Here is a 13,608-nt window from a genome sequence, read left to right on the forward strand (position 1 = left end):
AGCGGCGATAAAAACATAAAAACGGGTCAGGAAACTGGCCCGTTTTTTTTACTTAGTGCCAAATCATCAACGCAATTAAGCTGATGACCACCAATCCACAGAGCGAACTGGTCAAAATAAACTGACGGCGAACGCGTTCGCAGCGACGAATAAACTCATCGTCGTGATGGTCGAGGTAACGCTGCCCGTAAATGTACCAGACCAGGCGCATCTGCTTGCCCGGCTGGCCGTGGGAGGTGAAAAAGCCACCGCCATCGACATACTGATAGAGCAAGGGATCGCAACCTCGTAGTACCACCAATAGCGCACGTAGTGACGAGAAGTAACGTGCCATATTCACCACACAAACGACACACAGGGCCCAAAACAGCGCAATCGTGCTGATCATAACTCCTCCCCGGCGACCAGCCCTTAGAGATATCCCCCAGGGCATACCGCTCCCCAATTTCCCACCAACACCTCAGTAAAAGAGTGCGATTCCGATCACGTTTATTTATTCGATCGGCTCATTAAATAGTGTAGAAGATCAGTTAAATTTTTTACCACAAGGTTAATCGTTATCAATACGTAAGATTGAAAAATTTGTTTAACTAATTGGCGAACCGGATGCATTGACGGCGCCCCAAGGCCACTATAAGGTAGAAATATCTTCTACAATTAGGTCTTTAAGGGCAAACCCCGCGCAGATAGCACGCAGGACGCGGGCAAGGGACAGCGCATGGGCTGTCTGGTCCAACAGTCATCGACAACTTTATGGAAGGAGTAACACTATGGCTTACAAACACATTCTTATCGCCGTCGACCTTTCACCAGAAAGCAAAGTTCTGGTGGAGAAAGCGGTATCAATGGCTCGCCCTTACAATGCGAAAGTCTCTTTGATTCACGTTGACGTGAACTATTCCGATCTCTACACCGGGCTGATTGATGTCAATCTGGGCGATATGCAGAAACGTATCTCTGAAGAGACCCATCACGCGCTGAGCGAACTCTCTACCGGTGCGGGCTACCCTATCACCGAAACCCTGAGCGGTAGCGGCGACCTGGGTCAGGTGCTGGTTGATGCTATCAAGAAATACGATATGGACCTGGTTGTTTGCGGTCATCACCAGGATTTCTGGAGCAAACTGATGTCTTCTGCTCGTCAGCTGATCAACACCGTTCACGTTGATATGCTGATTGTTCCACTGCGTGACGACGAAGAAGAGTAAATCTGATTTAGTAGCCCGGACGAGGCGCACCAGCGCCGACTCCGGGGGGTTTTCCCCGGCGCCACTGCGTTCGGCCGGGCTACTGAGTTCACGCGTTTTTCCGCCCGGCAATCCACTCTTGTACCTCTACCACGAACGTATCCGGTGCTTTGCGGTACATCTTACGCGCCAGGTCCAGAATCGTATGCTGGCCTAGCGCCTCTTCCATCCGCTGCTGCGCCATGTCCATCACCGAACGCACGCCACAGATACCTTCACAGGCCCACTCCGGCGGCTGCTCATCAAACACCGCCAGGCGCTGACGAATCTCCCGGCACTCAAAAATACGCTTATCGCCATCGATCGCGTTGACCACGTCCAGCACCGTAATGTCTTCAGCCGGTTTCGCCAGCTGAAAACCGCCGCCCTTCCCTTCGATGCTGCGCACCAGCCCGGCCTTCGACAGGCGAGTAAAGATTTTGGCCAGATAGTCGTAGGGCACGCTTTGCAGTTCGGCAATTTCACGCACGCTCATATCGCGGGCGTCACCTTTGCCGTCCACCATGCACATCAGACTATGTATGCCGTACTCAACCCCAGAACTGTAGAATGCCATGCGCTCTTATCTCAGCCAAAATTATTCTGAGTTATTGTAGCTTTTTCATCGAATGCATTCCAGATAGCAAGCATAAATACTGAACACATAAAAATTTAATTAATTAAATATCAAATAGATAATTTAAAAATGTGTCTTCTGATACGTTTGCTGAAGCGAATCACGTTGCAATCTTTAACTACGACCAATAAAATCCGAGTCAATTAATCGTAGTCACCAGTGAGACAAACCTAATGCGTAAACAAATTCTGATCGTCGGTGCCGGTTTTGCCGGTATGTGGGCAGCGCTGAGCGCCGCGCGTCTGGCAGACAAACACCAGCAGGCCGTTGATATTACGGTGATTGCGCCACAGCCAGAGCTGCGCGTGCGTCCGCGTTTTTATGAAAGCCACGTTCAGACGCTGGTTTCCCCACTGATACCGCTGTTCGACGTCACCGGCGTTAAGTTCCTGCGCGGTACCGTTGAGCAGATCCTTCCGGCCTCGAAAGAGGTGAGCTGGAAAGATGAGAACGGCGAAGTGCGCCTGCGCCGCTACGACCGCCTGGTACTTGCCAGCGGTAGCCACGTCAACCGCGATATCGTTGCCGGTGCCGCCGAGCACGCGTTCGACCTCGATCAGCTGGAAAGCGCAACGGTACTGGAACAGCATCTGAAAGATCTGGCCGGGCAGCCTGAGAGCGAAGCGCGTAACACCGTGGTGGTGTGCGGCGGTGGCTTCACCGGGATTGAGATGGCGCTGGAGCTTCCTGGCCGTCTGCGTGAAATTCTGGGTGAAGATGCTAAGACCAGAGTTGTCGTAGTTGAGCGCGGCGCGCAGCCGGGCGGCCGCTGGAGCCAGGAATTACGCGACGTGATTATCGAAGCCTCCGCCGAACTGGGCGTGGAGTGGCTGGTGAACGCGGAAGTGGAGAGCGTGGATGCCTCCGGCGTCACGCTGAAAGATGGCCAGGTTATCGCCTCGCAAACCGTTATCTGGACCGTCGGCGTACAGGCCAACGGGCTGACCGCACAGATTGATGCGCCGCGCGACCGTCAGGGGCGTCTGCACGTCAACGGCAACCTGCAGGTGCTGGGCCATAACGATATCTACGCGACTGGCGATGTGGCTTACGCCGCGACCGATGACAAAGGCAACCACGCGCTGATGACCTGCCAGCACGCCATTCTGCTGGGCAAATTTGCCGGGAACAACGCCGCGGCAAGCGTGCTGGACGTAGCACCGCTGCCGTATCGCCAGGAGATGTATGTGACCTGTCTGGATCTGGGCGCATGGGGTGCGGTGTATAGCGAAGGCTGGGATCAGCAGGTGAAGCTCAAGCGTGAAGAGGCGAAGAAGCTGAAAGTGTCGATTGTCAGCGAGCTGATTTATCCGCCGAAAGCGGATCGTGCGGTGGCGTTTGAGATTGCGGATCCGCTGGCACCGTTTGTTTAAGATTGTGCAAGCCCTCTCACCCCGGCCCTCTCCCCAAAGGGGCGAGGGAGAAAGCAGAGGGTGCAAACCGCACGATCGGTCCCCTCTCCCCCCTGGGGAGAGGGTTAGGGTGAGGGGTAAAATTACTCCGCCTTCCCCGCATAAATATCAAACCGATGCCCTTTGGTGACCACCGCATTCGGCGTCGCCACGTCCGCCAACGGCGGGGCGTAATCCGGGCGTTTCACCACCACGCGTTTGGTTGCCAACTGACGCGCCGGTTCCAGTAAACCATCCGCATCCAAATCCGGCCCCACCAGCGACTGAAACACGCGCATCTCTTTCTTCACCAGCGCGCTTTTCTGCTTATGCGGGAACATCGGGTCAAGATACACCACCTGCGGACGCGGGCTGATATCGGTTAACGCCGTCAGGCTGGACGCATGAATTAGCTGTAGCCGCTCCTGCAACCACGGGCCGATCTCCGGGTCCGCGTAGCCACGCGCCAGGCCGTCGTCGAGCAGCGCCGCCACCACCGGGTTACGCTCCAGCATCCGCACGCGACAACCAACGGAGGCCAGCACGAACGCATCGCGCCCCAACCCCGCCGTCGCATCCACCACGTCCGGCAGATAACCGCCTTTCACGCCCACGGCTTTCGCCACCGCTTCACCGCGACCGCCGCCGAATTTGCGTCGGTGCGCCATCGCCCCGCCGACAAAATCGACGAAGATACCGCCAAGCTTGGGCTCATCGCGTTTACGCAGTTCCAGATGCTCCGGGGTCATCACCAGCGCCATCAGGTTGTCGTCGTCCTGTTCCAGCCCCCAGCGGGCAGCAAGAACAGATAAGGCGCCGTCTCCGGCGCCCGTTTCATCAATTAAGCAGATTTTCACGACAACAATCAGCCTTTGATCCCGTAATGCTCAAGCATTGCATCCAGCTGAGGCTCACGGCCACGGAAGCGTTTGAACAGCGCCATCGGTTCTTCAGAACCACCGCGGGTCAGGATGTTGTCGAGGAACGACTGCCCAGTCTGACGGTTGAAGATCCCCTCTTCCTCAAAGCGAGAGAAGGCATCTGCCGCCAGCACGTCGGCCCACAGGTAGCTGTAGTAGCCCGCCGCATAGCCACCGGCAAAGATGTGGCTGAAGGCATGTGGGAAACGACCCCAGGTTGGGCCTGGTACCACGGCGACCTGTTTCTTGATTTCGGCCAGCGTTTCGAGCACTTTCGCACCCTGCTGCGGGTTGTACTGGGCGTGCAGGCGGAAGTCGAACAGACCGAACTCCAGCTGACGCAGGATAAACAGCGCGGCCTGGTAGTTTTTCGCCGCCAGCATTTTATCCAGCAGTTCCTTCGGCAGCGGTTCGCCGGTTTCATAGTGGCCGGAGATAAACGCCAGCGCTTCCGGCTCCCAGCACCAGTTTTCCATAAACTGGCTTGGCAGCTCGACCGCATCCCACGGCACCCCGCTGATACCGGACACACCGGCAGTTTCGATGCGGGTCAGCATGTGGTGCAGGCCGTGGCCGAACTCATGGAACAGGGTGATCACTTCGTCATGGGTAAACAGCGCCGGTTTGCCGTTCACCGGGCGGTTAAAGTTACAGGTCAGGTAGGCGACCGGTTTTTGCAGCGTGCCGTCGAGTTTACGCATCTGGCCGACGCAGTCATCCATCCACGCCCCGCCGCGCTTGTGTTCACGGGCGTACAGGTCGAGGTAGAAGCTGCCGCGCAGTTCGTTGCTTTCGTCATACAGCTCGAAGAAGCGCACTTCCGGGTTCCAGACGTCAACGTCGGTACGCTCTTTAGCGGTGATGCCGTAAATGCGCTTAACCACTTCGAACAGACCGTTAACCGCTTTATTTTCCGGGAAGTATGGGCGCAGCTGCTCATCGCTGATGCTGTAGAGATGCTGTTTCTGTTTTTCGCTGTAGTAGGCGATATCCCACGGCTGCAGTTCGTCGACGCCAAATTCAGCTTTGGCGAAAGCGCGCAGCTGGGCCAGCTCTTTTTCACCCTGCGGACGAGCGCGTTTGGCGAGATCCGTCAGGAAGTCGAGCACCTGCTGTGGGTTTTCCGCCATTTTGGTGGCGAGCGATTTAAAGGCGTAGCTTTCAAAGCCCAGCAGCTGAGCCAGCTCGTGGCGCAGCGCCAGAATCTCTTCCATTACCGGGGTATTATCCCACTTACCGGCGTTTGGCCCCTGGTCGGAGGCGCGAGTGGAGTAGGCGCGGTACAGCTCTTCACGCAGTGCCTGATTGTCGCAGTAGGTCATCACCGGCAGGTAGCTCGGGATATCCAGCGTCAGCAGGTAACCTTCCTGCTCTTTGGCTTCAGCCTGAGCTTTCGCCGCGGCCAGCGCGCTTTCCGGCATGCCGGAGAGTTCGGCTTCATCGGTCACCAGCTTGCTCCAGCCCATGGTGGCATCGAGCACGTTGTTGCTGTACTGGTTGCCCAACTCGGACAGGCGGGTCGCAATTTCGCCGTAGCGCTGCTGTTTCTCTTTCGGTAGGCCGATTCCGGACAATTCAAAATCACGCAGCGCGTTATCGACCGCTTTTTTCTGTGCGGTGTTCAAGGTGGCGTAGTTATCGCCGTCACGCAGGTCGCGGTAGGCGTTGTACAGCCCTTCGTTTTGACCGACCCAGGTGCTGTATTCCGACAGCAGCGGCAGCGTCTGCTCATAGGCTTCACGCAGTTCCGGGCTGTTCTGGACCGAGTTCAGGTGGCTCACTGGCGAGAAGATGCGCCCCAGCACGTCGTCCACTTCTGCCAGCGGCTGGCAGAGGTTTTCCCAGCTATACGGCCCGCCCTGCGCGACTACCCGCTCCACATTCTCACGACAGTCGTTCAGTGCTTTGGTCACGGCAGGGACAACATGTTCGGGCTGAATCTGGGAAAACGGCGGTAGGTCGAAGGGGGTCAGTAATGGATTGGTCATATGCGCAGTCCTGGTCTAAGAAAGAAATGAAGCGCTCAGCGGCGCTTTAGCGATAGATCTAGAATGGGGGATAGTTGGGGGAATTTCAATGATAGTGGGTACTCATTTCACCGACGTTGTAAACAATGCCGAACAGCGCAACCGCCAGTAAAAACAGCGCTGAGAGGCGTTCAAGGCGGAGAGCATACCTTCCCGACAACACGCGCTGAACCGTCAGGATATAGAGCGACAGAACGGTAATATCAAACACCACCCACACCAGCGAGAGCGTCAGCATGCTCAGGGTAAAGTCGTCCGTGACGGCAATAAACTGCGGGAAGAAGGCGACAAAAAAGAGAATGTCCTTTGGGTTTGAAATACCGACCAGAAAGCCCTTCAGCAGGCCGCCGCGCGCGGGTACTGCCTCGACACCCTGCGCTTTGTGCATCAGGCTACTGACGGCACTCCAGCCGATATAAAGTGAGCCAAGAACGCCCAGCAGAGACAGCATGACCGGCGACAACGCCACCACACCGAGCAGCATCAAGGCTGCCAGCACAATCAGCACCAGAGACGCGGCGTTGGTGCCTATCACCGTGATAAACGCCCGGCGACTGCCTTCACGTGCGGCGGTTCCCGTAACCAGCGCCACCACCGGGCCGGGCGTTGCCAGCAGCAATAGTACCGCCAGCATATAGGCGGCAAGTAACGTTAGATTCATGGTTTTTCCCTTCGATGAATAAGCCAGTGCCCGCCATTATTCGGCGGGGTAGGCGCGTTGAAAAACGGAAAAAACTACGCTTCAATGTGAGTAAAACTCACAATAGATAATCACCATGTCGCTACCCCCGCTGTACGCTCTGCGCGCTTTTGAAGCCGCCGCTCGCTTAGGTTCATTCAGCAAAGCCGCTGAATTACTCAACGTCACGCCTGGCGCGGTGAGCCGCCATATCCGCACGCTGGAGCAGTGGTTTGACTGCGCCCTTTTTCAGCGACACGGGCCGCGCGTCACCGTGACCGACGCCGGACAAGCGCTGGCAACGCAGCTCAGCGAAGGTTTTCAAAGTCTGGAGCGGGCCTGTGAGGCCTTTGGCCGCCGTCGCCGCGAGCTTCGCTTAAAGGCGCCCTCCACGCTAACCATGCGCTGGCTGCTGGCAGCGCTGCAACCGCTCACCTCACCGCAAATCGCGCTCTCCAGCGTGTGGATGGATACCGACACGGTTGATTTCAGCCACGAACCCTACGACTGCGCGATTTTACTGGGCGACGGCCAATTTGGTTCCGGGACGCAAAGTCTGTTGCTGTTTGAGGAGTGGCTGGTACCTATCTGCGCCCCTGGGCTCACCGCGCAGGCCAGGGAACATCTCGAGCGCTGCGAGCTGATTCATCCCTCCCCGGATCGCCGTGACTGGCGACGCTGGCTAAAACGAACCGGGCAATTCCCGACGCTGAATACCGCGCGCGGCAAGGTCTTCGATACCCTTGAGCAGGGCTATCTGGCCGCGATTGGTGGACACGGCGTGGCGATTGGCGACTTACTGCTGAGCCAGGAGGCGCTCGCCAGCGGGCTGCTGACACTGCCTTTTAACGATGCCGTGGCCACGGGGGATAGCTACTGGCTGGTGTGGCCACAGGCGTCGTCGCAGACCCCGGATATCGACAGGCTTTATGCGCATATAAAAAAGGCGATACCGCAGCCGGTACCGCCTTCCCTCAATATGCTGCGCTAATCAGTGCGGCTTTTTCGCCATTTCATAGGCGGCAGGCAGGTTCAGACGCTGCCAGAACTGCTGGTCGGCGGTGGTGCCTGAAAGCGGGTAGCCCGCCGGCAGCGCGCTTTTCACCATCAGCGCGCGACGCTGTGCGGCAGAGAGATTCGGCAGCGCCGCCTCCAGCAGCACTTCAGCGCCCTGCGGCACCGTAATGCTCTGTTTTTCACCCTTCTGCTGCGGCAGGTCGTAGGTCATGGTGAAGCGATAGAAGTCACGCATCGCCGGGTCGCGGTACGGGTCATCTTTGCCTACCGTTTTTGCGCACTCCGCAAGCGTCGTACCGCACTCTTTCTCCAGCGCCGCGCGCAGTTGGTCTCGAGCTTCGTTAAACAGTGCGCGGTACTTCGCGTCGTTCAGGTAGTGAGCGACGTTACGCTGCGCCACCATACGGGAGCCCATCACGTCCAGCGGGTAGTGCACGCCGAGCACGATACGCGAGTAACCATAGCGCGCGCCGCGGGTCACCAGCGCGTCAAAACGCTCCGGGATCATCTCCGCCATCAGCAGCGCGTCGGTGTAGCCGGTATTGGTGTGTCCGCTCGGGAACGAGCCGCCGTCGGCGGTATACGGATGGTTATCTTTAATCACCACGTCGTCCGGCACGAGGTGAATGGTGTTGCCCTGAATCAGGAACGGACGCGGATTATTGAAGTGCTTCTTCGCCGCGCTGGTGCTCACTTCGGAGGCTTTAATCAGCGCCGCGGCTTTGCTGAGTTCACCTTTGTCGTAAGCGGCGATAAACGCTTTGCCCAGCCGTGGGCCCATTGCGTCGCTCAGGAAGTAGAGGTGGTTGATGCCTTCCGCATCCGCCAGCGCCTGGTGGCGGGCGGTTTGGGTCGCATCACGGTTAATATCGGTCACCGTTGCCAGGTTCTGCTTCACCACCGTCTCCGGCAGGCTACTGAATGCTGAGAGCAGCGCGATACCCGCCTGCTGGTTAGCTTTGGTCTGGAAGTCATAGCCGCTGGCCTTCAGCCAGGCTTTATCGGCCTGCGTTTTGTTCTGTTTCGCTTTTTCCAGTTGGTCACGGGTGAGCGTCGGCGCGTCCCCTTTCAGCGCCGCGCGCAGCGCCGTCAGTGATTGCCCTTCCAGCGCATCAAACGCCGGGCTGACCGCCGTTGGGGTAACGGTGTTAGCGATAGCCGCCGCCTGATTCACGGACACGTCTTTTGCCAGTACCGGCATCGCCAGCGCCATCGCAGCGGCCAGCAGTGTGATTTGCAGTTTCATTATTTTCCTTTTATTCAAACAATTACCTTGCCTGCCGTTGACGCTAAACCCGTCACTTGACGTTTTTATGACACGTTCATGTTTTGCAACATTATTGCCACAAATGGAAACGACGCCGCGCTACAGCGGTAATCTGCCCGGATCTGCGGTAAACTGTCAGCTATCTTGTTTAATTCCCGGAATATCCGCACCCATGCTCAGTTATCGCCACAGCTTTCACGCAGGCAACCACGCCGACGTTTTAAAACACACCGTTCAGAGTCTGATCATTGAATCGCTGAAAGAGAAAGAAAAACCGTTTCTCTATCTGGACACCCACGCCGGGGCAGGCCGCTATCAGCTGAGTGGCGAGCACGCCGAAAAAACCGGGGAATACCTGGAAGGGATTGCCCGCATCTGGCAGCAGGACGACCTGCCGGAAGAGCTGGTGCCGTACATCTCCGTGGTCAAACACTTCAACCGCACCGACCAGCTTCGCTACTACCCTGGCTCCCCGCTGATTGCCCGCCAGCTGCTGCGTGAGCAGGACAGCCTGCAGATGACCGAGCTGCACCCAAGCGACTTCCCGCTGCTGCGCGCTGAATTCCAGAAAGATAACCGCGCCCGCGTTGACCGTGCCGACGGCTACCAGCAGCTGAAAGCCAAGCTGCCGCCGGTTTCTCGTCGCGGCCTGATTCTTATCGACCCACCGTACGAAATTAAAACTGACTACCAGGCGGTCGTGAGCGGGATCAACGATGGCTACAAGCGTTTTGCCACCGGCACCTATGCCCTGTGGTACCCGGTCGTGCTGCGTCAGCAAATCAAGCGCATGATCCGCGACCTTGAAGAGACCGGCATTCGCAAAATCCTGCAAATTGAACTGGCGGTACGCCCGGACAGCGATCAGCGCGGCATGACCGCCTCAGGCATGATTGTGATTAACCCGCCATGGAAGCTGGAAGCACAGATGAACAACGTACTGCCGTGGCTGCACAGCAAGCTGGTTCCGGCAGGTACCGGGCACACGCTGGTAAACTGGATCGTGCCGGAGTAATCGCAGGCATCGGTGGAACCTATCAGCTTCAGGTATACAATCGCGAGTATTTTGGCGGGTAGCATGATGCTCACCCGCTCAACATTGAACATTCAGGAGCGGCCATGACCAAACATTACGACTACATCGCCATTGGCGGCGGCAGCGGCGGTATCGCCTCCATTAACCGCGCAGCCATGTATGGCCAGAAGTGCGCGTTAATCGAAGCCAAAGATCTCGGCGGTACCTGCGTTAACGTCGGCTGCGTACCGAAAAAAGTGATGTGGCATGCCGCGCAGATTCGCGAAGCGATTCACATGTATGGCCCGGACTACGGTTTCGACACCACCATCAACAACTTCGATTGGGATAAGCTGGTTGCTAGTCGCACCGCCTACATCGACCGTATTCATACCTCTTACGACAACGTGCTGGGTAAGAACAAGGTTGACGTAATCAAAGGCTTTGCACGCTTTGTTGACGCTAAAACCATCGAAGTGAACGGTGAGACGATCACCGCCGATCATATCCTGATCGCCACCGGCGGCCGTCCGAGTCACCCGAATATTCCAGGCGTGGAATACGGTATCGACTCCAACGGTTTCTTCGAGTTGCCGGCACTGCCGAAGCGCGTTGCCGTGGTAGGCGCGGGCTATATCGCCGTGGAACTGGCGGGCGTGATCAACGGCCTGGGTGCTGAAACCCATCTGTTCGTACGTAAACACGCGCCGCTGCGCAGTTTCGATCCGTTAATCGTCGAGACACTGGTTGAGGTGATGAACGCCGAAGGCCCGCAGTTGCACACTAACGCCATTCCAAAAGCCGTGGTCAAAAATGCCGATGGCAGCCTGACCCTGGAGCTGGAAGATGGCCGCAGCCAGACCGTTGACTGCCTGATTTGGGCGATTGGTCGCGAACCGGCGAACGATAACTTCAACCTGGCCGTTACGGGCGTGAAAACCAACGATAAAGGCTATATCGTCGTTGATAAGTTCCAGAACACCAGCGTTCCTGGCATTTATGCCGTGGGCGATAACACCGGTGCGGTAGAGCTGACCCCGGTGGCTGTGGCCGCAGGCCGTCGCCTCTCCGAGCGTCTGTTTAACAACAAGCCGGATGAGCATCTGGACTACAGCAACATCCCGACCGTAGTCTTCAGCCACCCGCCAATCGGCACCGTGGGCTTAACCGAGCCGCAGGCGCGCGAGCAGTATGGCGACGACGCCGTGAAGGTCTATAAATCCTCCTTCACCGCCATGTACACCGCCGTCACCTCGCACCGCCAGCCGTGCCGTATGAAGCTGGTGTGCGTTGGCCCGGAAGAGAAGATCGTCGGTATTCACGGTATTGGCTTCGGCATGGATGAAATCCTGCAGGGCTTCGCCGTGGCACTGAAGATGGGCGCCACCAAGAAAGACTTCGACAACACCGTGGCGATTCACCCTACGGCGGCGGAAGAGTTCGTCACCATGCGCTAAGGCAGATTGCCTGAACGACAAAAAGCCAGACGGATGTCTGGCTTTTTTTATGCGGGCTTTCCCCCAGGGTCGGCGTCAACGCCTCGCCCGGGCTACATGAGCGTGTAGCCCGGCCAAGCGAAGCGCCGCCGGGATTGCATCGAGCACTAAAACCGCCAACTCACCCCAGTCAGCACGGTAAAGCTCCCATCACGATCAACCATCGGGCTATTTTTAATCTCATCAGGCAGCACGCTATAGCTCGCGTTTGCCGTCAGCATCAGGTTATTGGTCAGCGGGTACTTCATCGTCAACCCAACGTACGGCATCCAACTGCTGCCCGGTGACCATTGCGCTAATCCGCTGCGGCGGGATTCCGCACCCGATACGCCGTAGTAATAACGGTTGAAGCTATCGTCATAGTAATAAACCCCCAGCGTAGGGATAATCGCCAGCTTGCCCATTGGCAGCACGCGGAAATAAGAGAGCTCACCGACCCAGCCGTTGCTGTTATCCAGAATATCTGCCGCCGCCGACATCTTCAGGCTGCCCCACTTTTCATGGTGATACCACGTCGCACCGGCCATTGCGGTGCTATTACGCTTATCCAGCAGCTTCATGGCGCTATCGTCGTTATCCGACGGGTCGAAGGTGAGCGGCAGCCAGGAAGCCGTCAGGCTGACTTCATCGCGCTTATTTTTAAATAGCGCATAACCTAACGTGGTTTGACGAATATAAAATGAATCACCTTCATAATTAACGATAGGCACCGCATGAGTATTTTCATTATACCCGCGATAAATAGATTCATTAAATACCGCACCCGCCCCAACCGATAGCGCCGCCGATGATGCACCTGAAATAAAAGAGAGCGATAACAGTAGCGCAGCATTACGCTTAATTGACATTCCCGTTGTTCCAACCTAATATAATATCCTGATGTCAAATATGATAATATTCGTATTAATATTGATGCAATCTCAATATTTATATAGATCTATATCAATTTATATATAGAGCCGGGCAATGAAGAAACTTCAGATTAAGCCTCAGGAATTAAAAATAATTTCGGTGGTGGCCGCCAGCGAAAATATCAGCCACGCCGCTACCGTGCTGGGCATGGCGCAGGCCAACGTCAGTCGCTACCTCTCTGATGTTGAAGCAAAAGTGGGGCTTAAAATCTTTGAGCGTTCCTCGCGTAAGCTCACCCTAACCCGCTTTGGTGAGTCGTTGCTTCCCTACGTTAACGGTCTACTGGAAAAAGAAACCCAGCTTAATAATTTCGTGGCTGACTATAAGCATGAAAAAAATGGCCGCGTCACCATTTATTCGCCGACGATGATTAACGCCTATCTGGCACGTAACGTGGTCAATACCATAAAAGATATCGGCAATATCAGCTTATATTTGAAAACGTTTAATCTGGAACGCAAATCATTTTATGAAGGTTCCGAATTCCCCGATGATTGCGATATTTTAATTTCCTGCGTTCAGCCCAAAAATGAATCCCTGGTGGCGAGTTTTATCGCGAAATATGCGGTCAGCGCCTACGCCAGCACCCAGTATCTGATGGAGCACCCTATCACCTCGCCGGATGACCTCGACAAGCATTCCTGCATTCTGATGGATTCGATGCTGATTAATAATGCCAATATCTGGCGTTTTAGCCTCGCGGGAAGCCAGGAGATCCGCGATTTTCGCGTCACCGGCAACTATATCTGCGATAACACACAGTCGGCGCTGGAGTTAGCGCGCAACGGGCTTGGGATTGTATTTGCTCCGAAAAGTAGCGTACAGGCCGATATTCAATCCGGGGTGCTCGCCCCCTGCTTCGCCGAACAGTACGAATGGTGGCTCGATCTGGTGGCTATCTACCGCAAACGTGAATACCAGCCGTGGCGAGTGCAGTTTATTCTGGATGAAGTTCTGGAGGAACTTCGTCGTCAGGTGGCACAGCCACGACAGGAATAATCCCCGGCACGAAGCCGGGGCG

General features: G+C 56.3%; 13 protein-coding genes. 6 read left to right on the forward strand and 7 right to left on the reverse strand.

Annotated elements, in window-relative coordinates; translation table 11 throughout:
- Nucleotides 1-52: 52 nt before the first annotated feature.
- Entirely contained in the window at nucleotides 53-388 is a 336-nt protein-coding gene (gene uspB / locus AB2B48_RS16515; RefSeq protein WP_185667385.1) for a universal stress protein UspB, read from the reverse strand.
- 382 nt (nucleotides 389-770) lie between these two features.
- Between uspB and uspA the strand changes: the two genes are divergently transcribed.
- Nucleotides 771-1,208: a universal stress protein UspA gene (gene uspA / locus AB2B48_RS16520; RefSeq protein WP_035894835.1), complete on the forward strand. Its 438-nt coding sequence runs from the start codon at nucleotides 771-773 to the stop codon at nucleotides 1,206-1,208.
- Between the two features lie 88 nt (nucleotides 1,209-1,296).
- Here uspA and AB2B48_RS16525 read toward each other — a convergent pair whose 3' ends face one another.
- A complete protein-coding gene (locus tag AB2B48_RS16525) occupies nucleotides 1,297-1,803 on the reverse strand; it encodes an RrF2 family transcriptional regulator (protein ID WP_185667386.1) in 507 nt (168 codons plus the stop codon).
- A gap of 233 nt (nucleotides 1,804-2,036) precedes the next feature.
- Between AB2B48_RS16525 and AB2B48_RS16530 the strand changes: the two genes are divergently transcribed.
- Nucleotides 2,037-3,236 carry an NAD(P)/FAD-dependent oxidoreductase gene (locus AB2B48_RS16530; RefSeq protein WP_368299633.1) on the forward strand — a complete coding sequence of 400 codons (1,200 nt, stop codon included), beginning with the start codon at nucleotides 2,037-2,039 and terminating at the stop codon, nucleotides 3,234-3,236.
- A 122-nt stretch (nucleotides 3,237-3,358) separates the two neighbouring features.
- Here AB2B48_RS16530 and rsmJ read toward each other — a convergent pair whose 3' ends face one another.
- The 3 genes from rsmJ to AB2B48_RS16545 form a co-directional block, all read right to left on the reverse strand.
- Nucleotides 3,359-4,111, reverse strand: coding sequence for a 16S rRNA (guanine(1516)-N(2))-methyltransferase RsmJ (gene rsmJ, locus AB2B48_RS16535; RefSeq protein WP_368299634.1), 753 nt, complete (start codon nucleotides 4,109-4,111; stop codon nucleotides 3,359-3,361).
- Between the two features lie 8 nt (nucleotides 4,112-4,119).
- Nucleotides 4,120-6,162, reverse strand: coding sequence for an oligopeptidase A (gene prlC / locus AB2B48_RS16540; RefSeq protein ID WP_185667389.1), 2,043 nt, complete (start codon nucleotides 6,160-6,162; stop codon nucleotides 4,120-4,122).
- Between the two features lie 85 nt (nucleotides 6,163-6,247).
- Nucleotides 6,248-6,862, reverse strand: a complete 615-nt coding sequence (locus AB2B48_RS16545; protein WP_368299635.1) for a LysE family translocator — start codon at nucleotides 6,860-6,862, stop codon at nucleotides 6,248-6,250.
- Between the two features lie 115 nt (nucleotides 6,863-6,977).
- Here AB2B48_RS16545 and AB2B48_RS16550 point away from each other — a divergent pair, with 115 nt between their 5' ends.
- Nucleotides 6,978-7,871: a LysR family transcriptional regulator gene (locus AB2B48_RS16550; RefSeq protein ID WP_368299636.1), complete on the forward strand. Its 894-nt coding sequence runs from the start codon at nucleotides 6,978-6,980 to the stop codon at nucleotides 7,869-7,871.
- Here the strand turns inward: AB2B48_RS16550 and AB2B48_RS16555 are convergent, their stop codons facing one another.
- The gene (locus AB2B48_RS16555; protein ID WP_368299637.1) at nucleotides 7,872-9,143 is read right to left on the reverse strand and encodes an acid phosphatase; all 1,272 of its coding nucleotides are present in this window, start codon (nucleotides 9,141-9,143) and stop codon (nucleotides 7,872-7,874) included. It lies immediately after the preceding gene.
- 193 nt (nucleotides 9,144-9,336) lie between these two features.
- On the opposite strand from AB2B48_RS16555, the gene AB2B48_RS16560 reads away from it, so the two are divergent.
- On the forward strand, nucleotides 9,337-10,179 hold the full coding sequence (locus AB2B48_RS16560; protein ID WP_333012722.1) for a 23S rRNA (adenine(2030)-N(6))-methyltransferase RlmJ: 843 nt from the start codon (nucleotides 9,337-9,339) through the stop codon (nucleotides 10,177-10,179).
- Nucleotides 10,180-10,283: 104 nt separating this feature from the next.
- Complete coding sequence (gene gorA, locus AB2B48_RS16565) at nucleotides 10,284-11,636, forward strand: glutathione-disulfide reductase (protein ID WP_368299638.1); 1,353 nt, start codon at nucleotides 10,284-10,286, stop codon at nucleotides 11,634-11,636.
- Between the two features lie 146 nt (nucleotides 11,637-11,782).
- On the opposite strand, the gene AB2B48_RS16570 is transcribed toward gorA, so the two are convergent.
- Nucleotides 11,783-12,523, reverse strand: a complete 741-nt coding sequence (locus AB2B48_RS16570; RefSeq protein ID WP_368299639.1) for a MipA/OmpV family protein — start codon at nucleotides 12,521-12,523, stop codon at nucleotides 11,783-11,785.
- A gap of 118 nt (nucleotides 12,524-12,641) precedes the next feature.
- On the opposite strand from AB2B48_RS16570, the gene AB2B48_RS16575 reads away from it, so the two are divergent.
- A complete protein-coding gene (locus AB2B48_RS16575) occupies nucleotides 12,642-13,586 on the forward strand; it encodes a LysR family transcriptional regulator (RefSeq protein ID WP_368299640.1) in 945 nt (314 codons plus the stop codon).
- Nucleotides 13,587-13,608: the final 22 nt, after the last annotated feature.

It is taken from the genome of Kluyvera sichuanensis (assembly GCF_040930405.1).
Lineage (GTDB): Bacteria > Pseudomonadota > Gammaproteobacteria > Enterobacterales > Enterobacteriaceae > Kluyvera > Kluyvera sichuanensis.